Below are 20495 nucleotides of genomic sequence, written 5' to 3'. Positions count from 1 at the left end.
GAGAGGTGTTCTTTTTTTACATGCTTTCCGTTTGTCCGTTTGCGGCGGCCCATTCTTTTTGGCGGAAGGCCTTTTCCCATTTAGAAACCACGATGCAGGCGACCGCGTGTCCCGGTACATTCACACCTGTTCGGGCCATATCCATGATGCGGTCCACGCCTGCGATAATGGCGACGCCTTCGGCAGGCAGCCCCACAGCGTTTGCAGTCGCCAAAAGAACGACAAGGGAGCCCGACGGAACAGCGGCGATGCCTTTGCTGGTCATGACAAGCACAAGCATCATGAGAAGCTGCTGTGACAGCGTCATGTCTACATTGAAGGCCTGTGCCAAGAAAATACAGGAAACCGATAAGTATAAGCTTGATCCGTCACAATTCAGCGATAAGCCGGAAGGAACGACAAATGATACCACCCGCTTCGGACAGCCGTATTTCTCCATTCGATCCATCAGCTGAGGAAGAACGGTTTCGGTGCTGGTTGTGGAAAACGCAATCAGAAACAGATCCCATATCATTTTCAGCACTTCAAAATACTTAATGTGAAAGATGAGACCAACAAGCGGAAAGAGGACAAAGAGGATCAGAAACAGACCAAGAAAAACAGTACCGACCAATTTAAACATGGGGAGGAGGAGTTCGATGCCATATTGGCCTACAGAGGCGGCCATCAGGGCAAGCACGCCGATAGGAGCGGTCACCATGACGATTTGCGTCAGTTTAAACATAATCTGAGCGACCGATTCAAAAAAATTCATCACTGGTTCAGAGGCTTTGCCGATGCCGGCGGCGGCGACACCGAATAAAATCGCAAAGAAAATGACAGCGAGTAAATCGTTTCTGGCCATGACATCGATGATGTTTGTCGGGATAATATCGAGGATCATTTGTTTGATATCCACGACTTTCTCTGTATAGCCGGAAAGTTCATGAATATCTTTTTTCGCTAAGTGAGAAAGATCCAGCCCGACGCCTGGTTTTAAGACATTTGCCAATAAAAGTCCCAGGCCCAGCACCAAAGTGGTGATCACTTCAAACCAGATAATGGTCTTTACGCCGAGGCTGCCCATCTTTTTCATACTTCCGCTTCCAGCAGCTCCGATGACAATGGTAGAAAATACAATCGGCACGACAATCATTTTAATCAAGCGGATAAATCCGTCACCGACAGGCCTGAGCGCCATTCCGAAATCAGGAAAAAAGTGGCCGATTACTGCGCCGATAGCCAATGCGATTAAAATTTGAAACGCGATAAATTTTTTCAAATGAATCCCCCTTTAGAATGATATGATGAGGCTTATTCATACCATTCGTGAATCAAATGCAAACCCCTTTTTTAAAAATTTATTTTGGTAGCGCTTTCATTATGTTGGATAAAAAGTCCCCCGCGTCAGGGGGACTTTTTTACTTCATGTTCATACGGTTCATTTCTTCCTCAGATACATTTGTGAAAATAATAGGCGTTATGGAGGAAGCGGCATGCTGCTTAATGTAATTCAGATCAAAGGTTAGAAGCAGTTCGCCTTGTTTGACGGTTTGGCCGCTCGTGACATGAGCTTCAAAGCCTTCTCCGTTCAGCTTCACCGTATCAATGCCGACATGAATCAACATTTCCGTGCCGCCAGCGCTTGTAAAGCCAATGGCGTGCTTTGTCGGAAAGATCGATACAATCTCGCCGTCAGCGGGGGCAACGACTTTTCCTTCTGCTGGATCAATCGCAAAACCCTCACCCATCATTTTTTCTGAAAATACTTGGTCAGGCACGTCGGATAGGGAGAGTTTTTCTCCTTGTACCGGATAGATAAAAGACTCTTCGGCAGGAGGCTCCTTCTGGGTCTCGGCTTCAGCATCAAGCGCCGCGGCGGCAGCCGGGACACCTCCAGCTATAATCGTTTTGATATCATCTTTTAAAGCATCCGACTTTGTGCCGAAAATCGCTTGGAAGTTGTTGTTGACTTCTAACACACCTACCGCCCCAAGCTGCTTTAGTTCGTCTTTGTTTACTTGGCTTGGCTGATGAACGGTGACACGCAGCCTTGTAATACATGCGTCGAGGTTGGCGATATTTTGCTGGCCGCCCAGCGCCCGCAACACGTGGAAGGCGAGCTGGTCTTTTGAAACAGGAGATTTGGCTTCACTTTGATCATCTTCATCTGCTTCACGGCCGGGTGTTTTCAGATTCCATTTCAAAATCGCATAACGGAACAAATAGTAATAAATAAAGGCGAAGACGATCCCGACAGGAATGACGACCCAGCCGTTGGTCGAAAGCCCGTAATTCAGTACATAGTCAATTCCGCCGCCGGAGAAGGTGTAGCCGTGACGGACATGGAACAGATCACACACGACAAAGATGACGCCGGCAAGAATAGAGTTTATTAAATAAAGCACAGGCGCGACGAATAAGAAAGCAAATTCAACTGGCTCTGTAATTCCAGTGAGCATAGACGTAAGCGCTGCTGAAATCATGACGCCGGAAATCATTTTCTTTTTTTTGGGCCGCGCGGTATGGATGATGGCAAGCGCGATTGCCGGCAGACAGAAAATCATGTAAGGGAAATCGCCCATCATAAAACGTCCCGCAGTCGGGTCTCCGGCGAAAAACCTTGTCAGATCGCCGGTTACGGTATTGCCCGTTGATGGATCTGTGTATTCGCCCATCATAAAATAGAAAGGTGTATAAAAAATATGATGCAGTCCAAAAGGAATCAGTAAGCGATAGATTGTCGCATAAAAGAACAGGCCGACCGTTGAATCGGCAATTAAGCTGCTGGCGGCGTTTATTCCGTTTTGAATTAGCGGCCAAACAAATGAGAAAATGACGCCGATGACCAATGAACTGACCGAAGTAATAATCGGGACAAATCGTTTTCCTGAGAAAAATCCAAGGACGGGATGCAGCTCTATTGATGAAAAACGCTTGTACAAATATGCGGCAAGCAGGCCGATGATAATGCCGCCGAATACCCCCATATCAATCAGATGCTCGGCCCCTTCATAAGGAGGCTGAAGGCCGAGTAATTTTCCCATGTTATCCAGGGTGACGGTTAAAATCAAGTATCCGATGACAGCGGCAAGTCCGGCCACTCCTTCGCCGCCAGCTAAACCAATCGCGACACCCACGGCAAAAATCAGCGGCAGGTTATCGAATACAACGCCGCCCGCATCCTTTATAATAGGGATGTTCAGTAAATCCTTGTCACCGAAACGGAGCAAAAGACCGGCTGCCGGCAGGACGGCAACCGGAGTCATCAACGCGCGGCCAAGCTGCTGCAGAATTTGAAATGCCTTTTTAAACATGACAATCTCCTTTATAAGTTGCTTTCTTTAGTTTTTGAGCTGCTTTTTGATCGGCGATAACGGTTACATGATTGTGTTTTTGAAGAATTGAGGCCGGCACATCTGTCGAGATAGGGCCTTCAGCCATCTTTTGAATGGCGTCTGCTTTTTCCTCGCCGCTCGCTAAAAGCACAATATGTTTGCTGAATTCCATGATGGTTTTAATGCCCATTGAAATCGCAAGTCTCGGCACCAGTACAGGATCGCCGCCGAAGAATCTGGCATTTGCCTGTATTGTGCTTTCTGACAGCTTAACGATTCGTGTCCGATCCTCAAAATCAGAGCCGGGTTCATTAAAGCCAATATGGCCATTCGAGCCGATGCCAAGGATTTGCACATCAATGCCTCCCGCCTGGCGGATAAGTTCCTCATACACTGTGCACTCAGCCTCAAGCTGGGGATTGTCTCCTTGCGGGATATGAATATGGTCAGGCTGAACATTGATATGCTGAAAAAGATGTTCGTGCATAAATTTGTTATAACTTTGTGGATGAGATGGAGAGAGGCCTGCGTATTCATCCAAATTAAATGTTATAACCTTTGAAAAATCAATTTCGCCTGCCTGATAGTCTGAAATGAGCTGTTTGTACAAGACGATCGGCGTGCTGCCGGTAGCCAGGCCAAGAACGGCGTTTTTCTTTGCCTGTACATATTCCTTAATGATGTTAGCGCTTAACTTACAGAGATCTTCATAATGATCAGCAACGATGATCTTCATCTGACACCCCCTCAATGAAATAGACAAGCATCATATTTGTTATGATCAATTTATGACATTTGTCATTACGAATTTAGCACCATCGCCATAAAATTGTCAACGTTATTTTCTGAAAATTTGTTACAAAAAGAAGTGCAAATCTTTCAAAATAGGAAGGCAGATGGTATTATGGTTTCATTCAAAAAGATCGGTTTACATACAGAATGGGGAGGATGAAATGGCAGCTTTATATTCTGTTATCAAATTTAAAATCATTGAATTAATCAAGTCGGGCAAATATCAGGCGAATGACCAGCTGCCGACAGAGAGCGAGTTTTGCGAGCAATATGATGTCAGCAGAACAACTGTAAGGCTGGCTTTGCAGCAGCTTGAGCTTGAAGGATATATTCAGAGAATCCAAGGAAAAGGAACATTTGTATCGGCAGCTAAAATCCAAACTCCGATTCCGCATAAAATTACGAGTTTTGCAGAACAAATGAGGGGGCTGCGTTCTGAGTCAAAAGTGCTTGAACTTGTGGTGATCCCTGCCGATCATTCCATAGCCGAGCTGCTGAAAATGAAAGAGAATGAGCCTGTCAACAAGCTTGTCAGAGTCAGATACGCCGAGGGTGAACCTTTGCAATACCATACCTCATATATACCTTGGAAAGCGGCACCGGGATTGGCGCAGGAAGAGTGCACCGGATCTCTGTTTGAATTATTAAGAATAAAATACAATATCGAAATCAGCAGGGGGACGGAATCGATCGAGCCGATTTTAACGGATGAAACGATCAGCGGGCACCTGTTAACCAATGTTGGAGCGCCTGCGTTTTTATCGGAATCCCTCACCTATGATAAAAATGAAGAAGTAGTAGAATATGCACAAATTATTACACGAGGAGATCGAACGAAATTCACCGTAGAACAGTCATATCAATCGTAAAGCAATGGGAGATAAAGAAAACGCTTTATTGTTTTAAGATGTAATGAGGAGGACTGGTTCTATGTTTCTATTGATGAATGAGAAAGCGGTGTGGGGGTCTGTCATTGCGGCTGTCGTACTCTCTATGGTGTTTTATCCTTTTCTTCCGGCAGATATGCCGATCCATTATGATGTAACGAACAGCCCGGATTTGACGGTCAATAAGCTGGCTGGAACAGCTATTTTGCCGGCCTTGATGATTGTTTTTGCATTGGCGCGGAAGGTCAACTGGCAGTTAGGGATCGCGGTTTATATTCTGCTGATTGGTCATGCTGTCATTTTGTTTTTAGCAATTTAACGAAAACAGCCGGAAAAATCTCTGGCTGTTTTTTTCTTTAACTTCACCTTCATCTTACACGAAATGTAGTGTATAATAGCCGAAGACGATAAAGAATATTCTGATATTTATAATTGAGCCCTCTTATATCAAATAAGAACGGAAACATCCTGTAAAAAAAGAAAGGCATTACCGATTTGCAGCTCAAAATTGACAGAAAATTTAAACAAATTCATCTAGAAAGGTGTGCTTATCAGTGAACAAGCTTATTGAACGAGAGAAAATCACATCAAAGAAGGAAAAACCAGACCCTTCATCCTTAGGGTTCGGCAAATACTTTACAGATTATATGTTTGTGATGGATTATGAGGAGGAAAAGGGCTGGCATCGTCCAAGACTTACTCCTTATGCACCGATTATGCTCGATCCGTCTTCTTCTGTTTTTCATTACGGCCAGGCTGTTTTTGAAGGTTTGAAAGCATACAGAACTGAAGATGGCAGGGTGCTGCTGTTCAGGCCGGAGCAAAATATGAAAAGGCTGAACAGATCATGTCAGCGAATGAGTATGCCTCCTTTAGATGAAGAGCTGGTGCTGGAGGCACTGACGCAATTGGTCGAGCTGGAAAAAGAGTGGGTTCCGAGGGAAAAGGGAACGTCGCTGTATATTCGTCCGTTTGTTATTGCCACCGAACCGAGTCTCGGTGTAAAGGCGTCAAAAAACTATACATTTATGATCGTGCTTTCGCCTGTCGGCTCTTACTATGGCGATCAGCTGCAGCCGATTAGCATCTATGTGGAAGATGAGTTTGTGCGGGCAGTTAATGGCGGAGTCGGAAATGCCAAGACGTCAGGAAATTACGCGGCGAGTCTTCAGGCGCAGCAGAAGGCGAATGAATTAGGCTATGATCAGGTGCTGTGGCTGGATGCCATTGAAAAGAAATACGCGGAAGAAGTAGGGAGCATGAATATCTTTTTCGTCATAAATGGAGAAGTTGTTACTCCTGCATTAAGCGGAAGCATTTTGAGCGGGATTACACGAGCTTCTGCTATTGAGCTGATCCGAAGCTGGGGCATCCCGGTCCGGGAAGAAAAGATATCGATTGATGATATCTATGCAGCCTCCGCACGAGGGGAATTGACAGAGGTATTCGGCACAGGTACGGCTGCAGTTGTTACGCCTGTCGGCGAACTCAATATCCATGGAAGAACGGTGATTGTGAACGACAGGCAAATAGGAGAAATCTCAAAAAAGCTGTATCAAACGATAACTGACATTCAGCTTGGAAAAGTGAAAGACCCGTTTCATTGGACAGTGGAAGTATGAAGATAGAAAAAGAACCTGCCTTGGGGCAGGTTCTTTTATTTTGAATGGGTCATATCAGCGGCCGGACGCCTTTTGCGGTTTTTCGTGTAATACACCGCATAGCAGATGGCCATAAACGGCACACCGCAATATAACGCGATTCTTTGATTTGGATCAAAGGCAATGCCAATCACGGATGCCAGGCATAAAAGAAATGCGGCAATCGGCACAAATGGGTACCAAGGCGTTCGGTATTTCAAATCTGTGACCTTGTTTCCCGCTTCCAGATAACGTTTTCTGAACATGAATTGAGAAGCGGCGATGCCCATCCAAACGGCAACGACGGCAAAGCCGGAAATCGACACGAGTATAACGTACACCGTATCTGGCGCAAATACGCTGGACAGTAATGACAGGATGCCGCCAATCATGCTGAAAACCAGCGCGTTTAGCGGGATTCCCTTTGATGTCAGCTTTGCAAATGTTGGGTGAAGCGTCTGTTCTTTTGACAGTGACCAAAGCATACGGGACGAAGCGTAAAGTCCGGAATTAGCGGCTGACAGGATGGCTGTCAGAATGACAAAGTTCATGATGTCAGCTGCGTACGGTACACCGACTCTGTCAAAGACTGCAACGAATGGGCTTTTGATAACGCCCGCTTCTTGAATCGGAATCAGCCCTGAGAGTACAAAAATGGTTCCGATAAAAAAGAGTGAGAGGCGCCAGACCGTTGTTTTAATCGCTTTTGGTATGGTCTTGTCGGGATCAACGCTTTCTCCCGCGGCAATTCCGATCAGCTCAGTTCCCGAGAAGGCAAAGTTGACAGACAGCATGGTCATGAAAATGGGGACAAATCCATTCGGAAAGAGCCCGCCTTCCGCTGTGAAGTTTGACAGCATCGGAGCGGCGCCCCCGTCTTTGATCGGGATGATGCCGAACATCGCGGCGCCGCCTAAAAGAATAAATAATACGATGGCTAATACTTTAATGCTGGAAAACCAAAACTCTGATTCAGCGAAAAACTTGACTGAAAACGCGTTGAGCAAGAAAATCAACAAAGCAAAAACGGCGCTCCACATCCAAACAGACGTATCGGGGAACCAGCGCTGCATTAGCAGGCCTGCCGCTGTGAACTCAGATCCCAATGCAACGGCCCATGTGAGCCAGTACAGCCAGGCGACCGTAAAACCTGTGCCCGGCCCTATGTATGTTGCTGCATAGGTATGAAACGAGCCTGTCACTGGCATGGCTACAGACAATTCGCCAAGGCACAGCATGACCAAATAGACAATTCCCGCGCCGACTAAGTACGCAAGGATGGTTCCGGCAGGGCCTGCTTGCTGAATGGTATAGCCTGAGCTTAAGAACAGACCGGTTCCGATGACGCCTCCTAATGAAAGCATAAAGAGGTGTCTGCTTTTCATACTTCTCTGAAAGTTTGTCTCATTCTTGTTGTGAGCGGATTTCATCTTTTTCCAACTTTCTATACGGCGATTTTATGGTTTCCTAATAAAAAATCTCATGTCAGCGGGTGACACGAGATTCCGGCAAGCCGGCTTTTAAGTTAGAATATACAAACTATTCCGATAAGTCAAGTGGTTTTTAAAGTCCGGGCCCAGCCGGCGATTTCCTTAATATCCTCCGGTTTTGTCCGGCAGCAGCCGCCAATCAGCTTTGCTCCGTTTTCATACCAGATGCGGGCGCTTTGTCCGTAAGGCTCTCCGCATGCTGCGCCGCTCCACGTTTTGGTGTCCGGATCGTATTGTTCGCCTGAATTCGGATAGACGATAATCGGTTTAGAAGTGTTCTTCTTTAGCTCAGCAATCAATGAAGGGATATGCTGAAGCGGAGTGCAGTTGATCCCGACCGCCGCCGCTTGGCTGTGCTGATCAAGCCATGACGCGCATTCAGCGGCAGGGGTTCCGTCACTGATACGCAGACCGTCTTTCGCGCTGAAGCTGAACCACGCGTATGTTTCAGGAAATTCCTTCAGCAGACGGACAATTGCTTTTGCCTCAGTAAGACATGGAATCGTTTCACATGCCAAAACATCCGCACCGGCGTCAATCAGGGCTTTCATACGGGGGCGGTGAAATTCAGCCAGCTCATCCTCAGAGATTCCGTAGTTTCCGCGATACTCGGAGCCATCCGCAAGATAGGCGCCATACGGGCCGACAGAGGCCGCAACGATCGGTTTTGGCCGATTCAAGCGGTTACCTTTCTGTGCCCAAAATTCATCACGGGCTTCGGCCGCGATACTGACGGACACCTGGATAAGCCGGCGAGCTTCCGCTTCGCTGAGCCCGCGTGCGGCAAAGCCTTCAAACGTAGACTGATAGCTGGCGGTGATCGCACAGTCGGCGCCTGCCGCAAAATAATCAGTATGAACTTGTTTAATCAGGTCTGGCTGCTCCATCAGAATTTTTGCCGACCAGAGACTGTCATTCAAGTCGCAGCCTTTGCGTTCAAGCTCGGTTGCCATCGCGCCGTCTAACACGATAAGCGGGTATGTATCTAATAGATGCTGAATTGGATTCATAGGCTGTTCCGTTCCTTCTTTCTGATTTTTTAAAAAGATATGAAAATGGTAAAGGACGTCTTGATGTTTGTCAATCAACCGAAAGGTAAAAGGTGTTCAGATTCCATTGATCTGAACACCTTCTGCGTTATGATATTTGTTTGTTATGAGGATCAGCAGGCGTTTCTGAAAGCTCCCAGCATTCAATCCGCTCATGATCTTTTATGACATTTTTATAAAAAACGGGATCTTTGCCCGCTTTTTTCTGCCGGGTATAGTCCTTGAGAGCCGCAAAAACCACCTTCGACAATAAGAAAATAGCGATTAAGTTGACGACGACCATCAAGCCCATAAACAAATCGGCCAAATCCCATACAAGCTGCACCTTGGCTACACAGCCAAACACGATCATTGCAAGCACGCCGATGCGGTAAACGAAGATCAGTTTTTTGCTTTTGTTCAAAAAGCCGATATTGGTTTCGCCGTAATAATAGTTGCCGATCAAGGCACAGAATCCGAATAAGAGGATCAGGATGGCGAGAAAGCCTGACGCCCATGGTCCGATATGGGAGCTGAGAGAGGCTTGAGTTAATGCGATTCCGCTCAGTCCCGGTGTATGATAGGCGTCTGAAAACAGGATGATAAAGGCCGTGCTTGTACAAATGACCAGCGTATCAGTAAGCACACCAAATGCCTGGATCAGCCCTTGTTTTACAGGGTGGCTTGTCGTCGCGGTGGCAGCGGCATTCGGTGCGCTTCCCATTCCCGCTTCGTTTGAAAAAATCCCCCGTCTGACACCCTGCATTAAAGCCGCTCCCAAAGCGCCGCCGGCCGCCTGGTCAAATCCAAACGCATTTTTGACAATAAGCGCAAAAACGGCAGGCAGCTGGGTGATGTTTGTGAGAATCACGAAAAAAGCGACTCCGATATACAGGACAGCCAAAACAACAACAATATATTCAGCCAGTTTTGCGATGCGTTTGACTCCGCCAAAGATAATCGTTCCAAACACAGCAATTAAAATGAGTCCAAGTGTCAAGCGGTTTGTGCCGAACGCGTTTTCAAACGCGAGACTGACCGTATTTGATTGAACCGAGTTAAAGACGATACCGAACGACAGGGTGATTAAAACGGCGAACAAGGCGCCCATCCATCTTTTGTTCAGCCCTTTTTCCATATAATAAGCAGGACCGCCGCGGAAGCCGTTTGCATCTTTCACCTTATAAATCTGAGCCAGTGTACTTTCGACAAAGCTTGACGCTGACCCGATAATGGCAATAATCCACATCCAGAAAATCGCACCGGGCCCGCCCAGCGCAATCGCAATGGCAATACCCGTAATGTTTCCGGTGCCGACACGGGCTGCCATGCTGATACAAAACGCTTGAAACGGAGAGATGCTGTTTTTCGACCGGGATGCAGCGCCTTCCTTTAACACCCTGACCATTTCCTTCAGCATGCGAACCTGTAAAAATTTAAGCCTGAACGTAAAATAGATTCCCAAAGAAAGAAGCAATACAATTAATAGCTTTGACCACAAAAAATCATTAGCGAAACCGACAATATGTTCCAGGAATTGCTGCATACAATCACCTCGTTTTTTATTTTAAAAAATGCTGAGTTCCCACTCCTGTGCGATGTGCTTCAGCAGCATGCCGCCAGTCAGGCTGTTGCCGTATTCATCAATGGCAGGCCCGTAAATGCCGATGCCGCATCCGTTTTGGAAAGGCTGCTCTCTTCTGGCGCTTGGAGGAACCAGCGCCATGATGCCGCCGGAGACACCGCTTTTGGCCGGTACCCCGACAAACGCCGCATATTTTCCGGAGGCGTTATACATGCCGCATGTCAGCATTAAAGCCTTGGCGAGCTTTGCCACATCCTTTGGAATCACCTGCTGGCGGTGAATCGGGTGATAACCGTCATGAGCAAGAATCAGGCCGATCAATGCAATGTCTTCTGTCGTGCTTTCCATGGCACATTGCTTCAGGTAAACCTCCAGCGTTTCTTCCACATCGGCTTCTAAAAAGTTTGTCTCTTTTAAGTAGTAAGCCAGTGCTCTGTTGCGGTGGGCGGTTTCCCATTCAGACCGGAAAACTTCCTCATGTATTCTGGGCCGTTTCCCTATTAATGTTTCAATGACAGAGTACAGATACTCCAGCCTATCGCGGGCTGTCTCTCCCGGAAGAAGCGAGGCGATTGTAATGGCGCCCGCGTTAATCATAGGGTTAAACGGTTTTCCGGGCTTGTGCATTTCAAGACGGATAATTGAATTAAAGGCGTCACCTGTCGGCTCGACATCGACGCGGTCAAGCACATAAGGAATGCCGCGGCTCATGCACGCAGCGATAAAGCTGATGACTTTTGAAATGCTTTGCAGGGTAAAAGGGACGTTCCAATCGCCGGCATGTATCATTGCTCCATTAGGCTCCAATATACAAATGCCGAGCTGTGAGTCATTGACTTTTCCTAACGCGGGGATATAATTTGCGCTTTGTCCATTGGCGGCAAAGGGGCGGTAATGTTCTACCCATTCATACAGCTGTGACGCCAGATTCTTCTCTTCAGGGCGTTCTTTTATCAGTTCTTTCATCAAATTCCTCCTATCTGTTTTTGCTATTAGGGACTGAGGCGGAGTAAAATCGAAGACAGGCGAGGCGTTAAACGCTTTCATGAATGCGGAAAGGTATCATAACTGTATAATGGAGACTACAGAATCATACAAAATACGACAAAAATTTTTTGAAAATAAGCCGTTGGTTTTATAAAAAGCTTACTTACTGGGTCGAAAGAAATTTGCAGGTTTTTTGTCCTTTCCTCAAAATAAAAATGAGGATGTGATCATAATCAAACTGGAACGTTTTTTTGAGAAAGACGCATATATAATGGCGCTCATGATCGTTACTGTGCCGCTTGCAGGCGAACTGAAATTTTATCCCCTCAATGAAGAGTTCCGAATCAGCTTCGGCGCGCCGGCTTTTTTCTTTTTCTTAGTGCTGCTGCGGCATGTGTCCGCTGTATTGCCGGGGTTTTTGACTGGAACATCGGTTTTCGTATTTCGTGTTTTATTGGAATTATGGGACGGAAGACACGCAGGGCTGATTCCAATCCTGTATGATCAAGCGTCCGGTTTTTTCTTTTACATGACGTTTGCATGTCTGTTTTATGTGTTGCGGGCGAACCGCTATCGTGATCGGCCGGTAATGCTCGGTTTTTATGGATTTATGATTGAAATTGCTTCCGATAGCGTCGAGCTGGCCGTTCAGTTTCTTCTTTTTCATACAGTGGTGACGCCTGAGAAAATAACGGATATCGCGGTCGTTGCAATTTCTCATACATTTATTGTCATCAGTTTTTTTAACGTGCTGAAGCTGTATGAAACGCAGTCCAGAGAAAAGCAGACAAGGCGGCAAAATGAGCACATGCTGATGATTGTGTCGAATTTATATGAAGAAACAGTGCATTTAAAAAAGACGCTGAAAACGACAGAGCACGTGACAAACGAATCCTATCAGCTCTACCGGGAAGTGAAGGGCAAGGACGATCAGCTCGGAGGCAGGATTCTAAGGCTGGCAGGAGAAATTCATGAAGTGAAAAAGGACAACCAGAGGATATATGCCGGGCTTTCGAAACTGATTTCCAATGAGAGTTTTAAAGATTATATGAATGCCTCGGACCTTTTCCGGCTTGTCATTCGAATGAATGAAAAGTACGCTGAATCATTGGGCAAACAGATCAATTTTCATTGTTCAATAGAGGGCGAGCATGACGATTATCATGTATTTATTGTTCTTTCTATCATTAATAATTTGACGGCAAACGCGGTGGAGGCGATGGGGGATGAGGGAACGGTCAGCCTGAGGCTCCGTAAGCCAGATGAGAGTACGATAGAATTTCAGGTGGAAGACAATGGTCCCGGCATTTCGGAGAAAATCGGAGATATTGTGTTTGATCCGGGCTTTACCTCAACGTATGACGAGTTTGGCACACCCTCAACCGGAATTGGGCTTTCCTACGTCAAGGAAATCGTGACAGAGCTTGAGGGAGACATCAAGTTTCACAACCAGCAGCAAGGAGTGGTCTTTACCATCAGGCTGCCTGCCAGACATTTGATTCAGAAAGGATGAACGGATAATATGCGTTTTTTTATTGCTGATGATGACCGCGCGGTGCGGTCGATTTTAAGGCAGATCATAGAGGATGAGGACCTTGGAGAGGCTGCGGGTGAAGCGGAAGACGGAAGCCAAGTGGAGGGGCATATATTGCAATTTAAGCAGATTGATATTTTGTTAATCGATTTATTAATGCCCGGGCGGGACGGAATTGAGACCATACGCCGGATCAAGGGCTCTTATTCCGGGAAAATCGTAATGATCTCACAAGTGGAAGCTAAAGAAATGGTCGGAGAAGCGTATTCTCTCGGCATTGAATATTTTATTCATAAACCGATTAACCGTATTGAAATTGTAACTGTTCTGCAAAAGGTGAAGGAACGGATCGAGCTTGAAAACTCGATCGGAGATATCCAAAACTCTTTAAGCCGGCTGGTCAGCCGTACCGAACGAAAAGCACGGTCTCAGTATAAAAATGACAACAGCTTAAAAGAAGCGGGAACGTTCTTGCTATCCGAGCTCGGCATGATGGGGGAAGGCGGCGCTCATGATATGATGGCGGTCCTTCAGTATTTAACTGAGCATGAACAATCGGAGCCTTACGAAAAAAATATCCCTTCTTTAAAACAAATCTTCACACAAGTAGCGGAACGAAAGCTTGGAGCTGCGGCATCACAAACGGAAATCAACCGCGAAATGAAAGCCTCGGAACAGCGAATCCGCAGAGCCATTATTCATTCGCTTGACCATTTTGCCTCACTGGGCACAACTGATTTTTCGAATCCTAAATTCGAAACCTACGCATCAAAATTCTTTGATTTTCCGGTCGTCAGCCAAAAAATGAAAGAAATTCAATCCAAAGAGGCAAAACCCCTCGCACCTGCCAGAGTGAATATGAAAAAATTTATCCACGTATTTTTTTTGGAAGCAAAGCTTTTGAACGAAACGATGAAAGAAAGAAGTATGTGAAAAAACAGCCGGCTAGCATCGGCTGTTTTTTTATGCAGAAAACGGGGGCTTTCAGCGTTTTTATGAAAAGTCTGAAAATAAAGTTATTGACTTATTGTTTATTTGTCTTACAATTAAACAATAAGATATGTTGAAAGGAGAGAATATGCAACCACATGATTTTAAAGCGCTTTCAATTGAGCTGTTTACACAAATGACAGGAGGTTTTGTACATGAGCGGTATAAGAAAAGCACCTGAAGGGATTTTAGGTTTTCCGGTTGCGCCTTTTGATACACAAGGAAAGCTGGAGGAAGAAGCTCTGTTTCAAAATATTGAGTTTTTGCTGGAAGAAGGCTTGGAAGCGATTTTTATCGCCTGCGGGTCAGGGGAATTTCAGTCCCTTAGCCAGAAAGAATACGAAAACATGGTCGAAGTCGCGGTTTCGGCAGCGGGAGGAAAGGTCCCGGTCTATACGGGAGTGGGCGGCAACCTCAGCACCGCGCTTGATTGGGCGCGTATATCGGAGAAAAAAGGCGCTGACGGCTATTTGATCCTTCCTCCGTATTTGGTGCATGGCGAACAGGAGGGGCTGTATCAGTACGCCAAAATGATTATTGAAAGCACGGACTTGAATGCCATTCTGTATCAGCGCGCCAACGCCGTATTTTCTCTTGAACAGATCAAGCGGCTGACGGAGCTTGAACAGCTTGTTGGTGTTAAAGACGGGGTGGGGAACATGGATTTGAATATCAACCTCGCTTATACAATCGGTGACCGCTTGGGATGGCTTAATGGAATGCCGATGGCTGAAGTGACGATGCCGTCCTACCTGCCAATCGGTTTTCACTCTTATTCTTCAGCCATTTCGAATTATATTCCGCATATTTCCCGGAGGTTCTATGAAGCTTTGAAAAACGGAAACAACGATGCGGTGAAGGAACTCTATCAGCATGTCATTCTGCCGATCAACGATATCCGGAAGCAGCGGAAAGGGTACGCGGTATCCTTGATCAAAGCCGGCATGGAGATTATGGGGATGAATGTGAGAAATACAGCCAGACCGCCTGTCGGACCGGTTGAAAAAGAACACTATCAGCAATTGGAAGCCATTTTGAAGCAAGCGGCGGATCGTTTCCCGAAGAAGGCCGCGACGGTTTGACAAACATAAAAAGCATGAAAGGGGCAATGGGCATGTCTGTAATCACGGAAAAAAACACATATCTCAATTTTATTAATGGAGAGTGGGTCAAAGCTCAATCAGGCGATATGATCAAATCGGAAAATCCCGCCGATGTGAATGACATCGTCGGCTATGTGCAGAGTTCAACGGCTGATGATGTGGACCGAGCCGTCGCCGCCGCTCATGAGGCAAAAACGGGATGGAGAAAGCTGACGGGTGCAGAACGGGGCCAATTGCTGTACAAAACAGCTGATATCATGGAACGGCGCTTAGAGGACATCGCCGCATGTGCGACGCGTGAAATGGGAAAAACCCTGCCGGAAGCAAAAGGAGAAACCGCTCGCGGCATTGCGATTCTTCGCTATTACGCCGGCGAGGGCATGCGTAAAACAGGCGATGTTATCCCGTCTACTGACAAAGACGCACTGATGTTTACCACCCGTGTCCCGCTCGGTGTCGTCGGCGTGATTTCGCCGTGGAACTTCCCGGTAGCGATCCCGATTTGGAAAATGGCGCCGGCACTGGTGTACGGCAATACTGTTGTCATCAAACCCGCAACAGAAACTGCCGTTACATGTGCGAAGATCATTGCTTGTTTTGAAGAAGCGGGATTTCCGGCGGGAGTCATCAATTTGGTGACTGGCCAAGGGTCAGTTGTCGGCCAAGGCATTGCCGAACATGACGGGGTCAATGCCGTTACGTTCACGGGTTCGAATCAGGTCGGGAAAATCATCGGGCAGGCCGCTTTAGCGAGAGGCGCCAAATATCAGCTTGAAATGGGCGGGAAAAACCCGGTGATCGTAGCGGACGATGCTGATCTTGAAGCGGCAGCGGAAGCCGTGGTGACAGGCGCTTTCCGTTCAACGGGCCAGAAGTGCACCGCAACAAGCCGTGTCATTGTCCAAAGCGGAATTTACGGCCGCTTTAAAGAAAAACTGCTGCAGCGCACAAAGGAGATCACGATCGGAGACAGCTTGAACGAAAACGTTTGGATGGGACCGATCGCAAGCAAAAATCAGCTTGATAACTGTCTATCGTATATTGAAAAAGGCAAGCAGGAAGGCGCTTCTCTTTTGATCGGAGGAGAAAAGCTGGAGGATGGAAAGTATCAAAACGGATATTATGTGCAGCCTGCCATTTTTGACAACGTGACATCTGACATGACGATTGCCCAGGAGGAAATTTTCGGACCGGTCATCGCTCTGTTAAAGGTGGACACGATGGAGGAGGCTTTAGACATCGCCAATGATGTGAAGTTCGGATTAAGTGCATCTATTTTTACGCAAAACATCGGCCGTATGCTTTCATTCGTTGATGAGATTGAAGCCGGGCTTGTCAGGATCAACGCGGAAAGCGCAGGGGTTGAGCTTCAGGCGCCATTTGGCGGCATGAAGCAATCAAGCTCCCACTCCCGCGAACAGGGTGAGGCCGCGAAGGACTTCTTCACGGCGATCAAAACCGTATTTGTGAAGCAGTAAAGGTGCTGGAAAGAGGCGCTTGTCTCTTTCCAAGCCTTATCACCAGCCAGCATATGATTCTCTACTTTGACAAAGGAGAAGATATTATGAAAAAAGACCATGCGAATGTTTCGCCGGCGGGCAAAAAAACATCTGTACGCTGGTTCATCGTATTTATGCTGTTTCTTGTGACGTCTATTAACTACGCAGATCGTGCGACGCTTTCGATTACGGGTGATTCCGTCCAGCATGACCTTGGACTGGATTCGGTTGCCATGGGGTATGTGTTTTCTGCATTCGGCTGGGCTTATGTCATCGGACAGCTTCCCGGAGGCTGGCTGCTGGATCGGTTTGGCTCAAAAACGGTTATTGCGTTAAGCATCTTTTTCTGGTCATTTTTTACGCTGCTACAAGGGGCGATTGGATTTTTTACCGCTGGCACAGCGATTATCCTGCTGTTTGCGCTGCGCTTTTTAGTCGGGCTTTCTGAGGCGCCTTCATTTCCCGGAAACGGCAGAGTGGTTGCTTCCTGGTTCCCGAGCTCCGAACGCGGTACTGCTTCAGCCTTTTTTAACTCAGCTCAATACTTCGCAATCGTCATTTTTTCTCCTTTAATGGGCTGGCTCACCCACTCTTTTGGCTGGCATTCCGTCTTCGTGGTGATGGGGGCCGCGGGAATCCTACTGGCTTTTATCTGGTTAAAAACGGTATATGAACCGAAAAAACATCCGAAGGTCAACAAAGCCGAGCTTGCGTACATTGAAGAAGGCGGCGGGCTGATTTCAATGGATGACAGTCAAAGCAAGCAGGAAAAAGAATCAAAATGGCCGTATATCAAACAGTTATTAACCAACCGCATGCTGATTGGCGTGTACATCGCGCAATATTGCATTACGACTCTCACCTATTTCTTTCTCACATGGTTTCCGGTATATTTGGTTCAGGCCCGCGGAATGTCCATTCTTGAAGCGGGGTTTGTGGCTTCCCTCCCGGCGCTGTGCGGATTTGCGGGCGGCGTGCTTGGAGGCATCGTGTCTGATTTTTTACTGAAAAAAGGCCGTTCCCTCACCTTTGCGAGAAAAGGACCGATCATTGTCGGTATGCTGCTGTCTTGCAGCATGATTATTTGCAACTATACAGATTCAGCATGGCTCGTCGTTGTAATTATGTCGCTCGCGTTCTTTGGAAAAGGCTTTGGCGCCTTGGGCTGGGCTGTCGTGTCGGATACGTCGCCAAAAGAGTGTGCGGGATTAAGCGGCGGTTTGTTCAACACATTCGGAAACATCGCCTCGATTACGACTCCGATTATGATCGGCTACATCGTGAATGCCACAGGATCTTTTAATGGCGCGCTCGTTTTTGTCGGCGCTAATGCGATTGCAGCAGTCCTCAGCTATTTGCTGCTGGTCGGGCCGATCAAACGGGTCGTATTAAAGAAACAAGAGCAAGACCCCGAACAATCACTGCCTGTCTAATAATGATGAAAGCGCTTTATCAAAGGAGGATGACAGATGAGTTTACCAATACAGGAACAGGTTCAAAAAGAAAAAAGTTCGAATATTCCATCAATTACTGAAATGAGAGTCATTCCAGTCGCGGGGCATGACAGTATGCTGCTGAATTTAAGCGGCGCCCACAGCCCGTTTTTTACCCGGAATCTTGTCGTCTTAACGGACAGCAGCGGGAATCAGGGTGTCGGCGAGGTGCCGGGCGGGGAAGCGATCCGCCGCACACTGGAGCTTGCAGAGCCGCTTGTTGTCGGAAAATCGATCGGCGCGTACCAGTCGATTTTGCAAACAGTCAGAAAGCAGTTTGGGGACCAGGACAGAGGGGGCCGCGGAATCCAGACATTTGATTTGCGCACTGCGGTGCATGTGGTCACAGCCTTGGAAGCCGCTTTGTTGGATGTGCTCGGCAAATTTCTCAATGAACCGGTTGCGGCTTTGCTTGGAGAAGGACAGCAGCGGGATGTAGTCAAGATGCTCGGTTATCTATTTTACATTGGCGACCGAAAGCGGACGACATTGCCGTATCAAAGCAATCAGCAGTCAGATTGCGACTGGTTCCGCCTCCGCCATGAGGAAGCGCTGACTCCTAAGGCCGTTGTACGTCTGGCAGAAGCGGCACAAGAGCGCTACGGCTTCCAAGATTTCAAGCTGAAAGGCGGCGTATTGCGGGGCGAGGAAGAAATGGAAGCCGTCACCGCGTTATCAAAACGTTTTCCTGAGGCGAGAATTACCCTTGATCCGAACGGGGCTTGGCCGCTAGAAGAAGCTGTTACATTATGCAGAGGAAAGCATGATGTACTTGCTTATGCCGAAGATCCGTGCGGGGCGGAAAACGGTTATTCCGCACGTGAAGTGATGGCTGAGTTCCGCCGCGCGACAGGCCTGCCGACAGCGACAAATATGATTGCGACTGACTGGCGGGAAATGGGGCACGCGATTCAGCTTCATGCGGTCGATATTCCACTGGCTGATCCCCATTTCTGGACGATGCAGGGTTCGGTGCGGGTTGCACAGATGTGCCATGATTGGGGGCTGACGTGGGGCTCGCACTCCAATAATCATTTTGACATCTCTCTTGCCATGTTTACCCATGTGGCGGCCGCAGCTCCGGGACGCATCACGGCGATTGATACCCATTGGATCTGGCAGGACGGACAGCGTTTAACCAAACAGCCTTTAGAAATTGCTGATGGCTGTGTGAAGGTGCCTGATAGGCCTGGGCTTGGCATCGAAATTGATATGGAACAAGTGGAAAAAGCGCATGATCTCTATCGAAAAATGAATGTAGGCGCACGGAATGATGCAATCCCTATGCAGTTTCTGATCAGCAATTGGGAATTTGACCGCAAGCGCCCATGTCTGGTGCGATAAGTTTTATTCTAAATATTGTCATAACGAATTTTTTGTCTTACAATTGAACAACTGAAGGGAGAGTTGTTCGTGTACGAAGGTTTAGAAGATCTGAAGGTGGATACAGTCAATCGGAAAACATTAGCCAAGCAGGTCATTGAACGGATTGTCCATTTACTGTCAAGCGGACAATTAAAGGCCGGAGACAAATTGCCGACGGAAATGGAGCTAATGGATATCTTACATGTCAGCAGACCGGTGCTTCGCGAAGCGCTTAGCTCACTAGAGACGCTGGGCGTTATCACGAGAAAAACCCGCGGCGGCACGTATTTCAACGACAAAATCGGGATGCAGCCTTTTTCCGTCATGCTTGCTTTGGCGACTGATAATCTTCCGGCCATTATTGAAGCGCGGATGGCGTTAGAACTCGGGCTGGTGACGATTGCCGCGGAAAAGATAAATGAAGATGAGCTTAAGCGTTTACAGAAAACAATCGACGACATCGCCAGCAGCACTGACAACAATTATGGAGAAGCAGATAAAGAATTTCACCGAGTTATTGCATTAAGCGCTAATAATCCCGTTGTTGAAGGAATGATTCAATCTCTGCTGATCACGCATGCGAAAATCGACAGCCAGATTCCGTACAGGGAAAGGGATGTAACGGTCGAATACCACAAAAAAATCTATGACGCTCTTGCCAAAAGAGACCCTTACCAGGCTCATTACCACATGTATGAGCATTTGAAATTCGTCCGTGACAAAATTTTGAATGGAATAGATGAAAAATAATTGTTATGACAGCCGCAGTTTGAAATCGGGATTTG

General features: G+C 47.2%; 17 protein-coding genes. 10 read left to right on the top strand and 7 right to left on the bottom strand.

Translation table 11 applies throughout. The features are described 5' to 3' along the window. Nucleotides 1-16: 16 nt before the first annotated feature. From gltP to nagB, 3 genes are all read right to left on the bottom strand, one after another. Nucleotides 17-1261 carry a glutamate-aspartate/proton symporter GltP gene (gene gltP / locus M1D69_RS19830; protein ID WP_024120072.1) on the bottom strand — a complete coding sequence of 415 codons (1245 nt, stop codon included), beginning with the start codon at nt 1259-1261 and terminating at the stop codon, nt 17-19. Between the two features lie 139 nt (nt 1262-1400). Then, the gene (ptsG, locus tag M1D69_RS19825) at nt 1401-3296 is read right to left on the bottom strand and encodes a glucose-specific PTS transporter subunit IIBC (RefSeq protein WP_202656623.1); all 1896 of its coding nucleotides are present in this window, start codon (nt 3294-3296) and stop codon (nt 1401-1403) included. Continuing rightward, entirely contained in the window at nt 3289-4053 is a 765-nt protein-coding gene (gene nagB, locus M1D69_RS19820) for a glucosamine-6-phosphate deaminase (protein ID WP_458105091.1), read from the bottom strand. The genes ptsG and nagB overlap by 8 nt, the downstream gene beginning before the upstream one ends. Nucleotides 4054-4270: 217 nt before the next feature. Here nagB and gamR point away from each other — a divergent pair, with 217 nt between their 5' ends. From gamR to M1D69_RS19805, 3 genes are all read left to right on the top strand, one after another. Beyond that, nucleotides 4271-4978 (top strand): transcriptional regulator GamR, encoded by a 708-nt coding sequence (gene gamR, locus M1D69_RS19815; protein ID WP_099043642.1) that lies wholly within the window; start codon nt 4271-4273, stop codon nt 4976-4978. Nucleotides 4979-5039: 61 nt separating this feature from the next. Further along, nucleotides 5040-5315, top strand: a complete 276-nt coding sequence (locus tag M1D69_RS19810) for a DUF1648 domain-containing protein (RefSeq protein WP_458105092.1) — start codon at nt 5040-5042, stop codon at nt 5313-5315. A 235-nt stretch (nt 5316-5550) separates the two neighbouring features. Beyond that, on the top strand, nt 5551-6618 hold the full coding sequence (locus M1D69_RS19805) for a branched-chain amino acid aminotransferase (RefSeq protein WP_458105093.1): 1068 nt from the start codon (nt 5551-5553) through the stop codon (nt 6616-6618). Nucleotides 6619-6653: 35 nt separating this feature from the next. Here M1D69_RS19805 and mmuP read toward each other — a convergent pair whose 3' ends face one another. From mmuP to M1D69_RS19785, 4 genes are all read right to left on the bottom strand, one after another. Continuing rightward, the gene (gene mmuP, locus M1D69_RS19800; protein WP_458105094.1) at nt 6654-8066 is read right to left on the bottom strand and encodes an S-methylmethionine permease; all 1413 of its coding nucleotides are present in this window, start codon (nt 8064-8066) and stop codon (nt 6654-6656) included. Between the two features lie 122 nt (nt 8067-8188). After that, nucleotides 8189-9136: a homocysteine S-methyltransferase gene (mmuM, locus tag M1D69_RS19795; protein ID WP_458105095.1), complete on the bottom strand. Its 948-nt coding sequence runs from the start codon at nt 9134-9136 to the stop codon at nt 8189-8191. 127 nt (nt 9137-9263) lie between these two features. After that, nucleotides 9264-10700 carry an alanine/glycine:cation symporter family protein gene (locus M1D69_RS19790; RefSeq protein WP_044162103.1) on the bottom strand — a complete coding sequence of 479 codons (1437 nt, stop codon included), beginning with the start codon at nt 10698-10700 and terminating at the stop codon, nt 9264-9266. A gap of 21 nt (nt 10701-10721) precedes the next feature. Further along, nucleotides 10722-11705: a glutaminase gene (locus tag M1D69_RS19785; RefSeq protein ID WP_458105096.1), complete on the bottom strand. Its 984-nt coding sequence runs from the start codon at nt 11703-11705 to the stop codon at nt 10722-10724. A 301-nt stretch (nt 11706-12006) separates the two neighbouring features. Between M1D69_RS19785 and M1D69_RS19780 the strand changes: the two genes are divergently transcribed. The 7 genes from M1D69_RS19780 (at nt 12007) to M1D69_RS19750 (ending at nt 20460) form a co-directional block, all read left to right on the top strand. Continuing rightward, nucleotides 12007-13239, top strand: a complete 1233-nt coding sequence (locus tag M1D69_RS19780) for an ATP-binding protein (RefSeq protein ID WP_458106099.1) — start codon at nt 12007-12009, stop codon at nt 13237-13239. A gap of 9 nt (nt 13240-13248) precedes the next feature. Next, entirely contained in the window at nt 13249-14193 is a 945-nt protein-coding gene (locus M1D69_RS19775) for a DNA-binding domain-containing protein (protein WP_458105097.1), read from the top strand. 212 nt (nt 14194-14405) lie between these two features. Continuing rightward, nucleotides 14406-15332 carry a 5-dehydro-4-deoxyglucarate dehydratase gene (gene kdgD, locus M1D69_RS19770; RefSeq protein WP_458105098.1) on the top strand — a complete coding sequence of 309 codons (927 nt, stop codon included), beginning with the start codon at nt 14406-14408 and terminating at the stop codon, nt 15330-15332. 32 nt (nt 15333-15364) lie between these two features. Further along, complete coding sequence (gene gucD, locus M1D69_RS19765; protein ID WP_458105099.1) at nt 15365-16831, top strand: alpha-ketoglutaric semialdehyde dehydrogenase GucD; 1467 nt, start codon at nt 15365-15367, stop codon at nt 16829-16831. An 86-nt stretch (nt 16832-16917) separates the two neighbouring features. After that, nucleotides 16918-18285: a glucarate transporter GudP gene (gene gudP / locus M1D69_RS19760; protein ID WP_458105100.1), complete on the top strand. Its 1368-nt coding sequence runs from the start codon at nt 16918-16920 to the stop codon at nt 18283-18285. 36 nt (nt 18286-18321) lie between these two features. Further along, entirely contained in the window at nt 18322-19689 is a 1368-nt protein-coding gene (gene gudD / locus M1D69_RS19755) for a glucarate dehydratase (RefSeq protein ID WP_458105101.1), read from the top strand. 69 nt (nt 19690-19758) lie between these two features. Continuing rightward, complete coding sequence (locus M1D69_RS19750) at nt 19759-20460, top strand: FadR/GntR family transcriptional regulator (protein WP_458105102.1); 702 nt, start codon at nt 19759-19761, stop codon at nt 20458-20460. Nucleotides 20461-20495 lie beyond the last annotated feature (35 nt).

The organism is Bacillus sp. PK3-037 (assembly GCF_054161355.1).
Note: the sequence above shows the minus strand (reverse complement) of the source record. Positions and strands in the feature narration are given on the sequence as shown.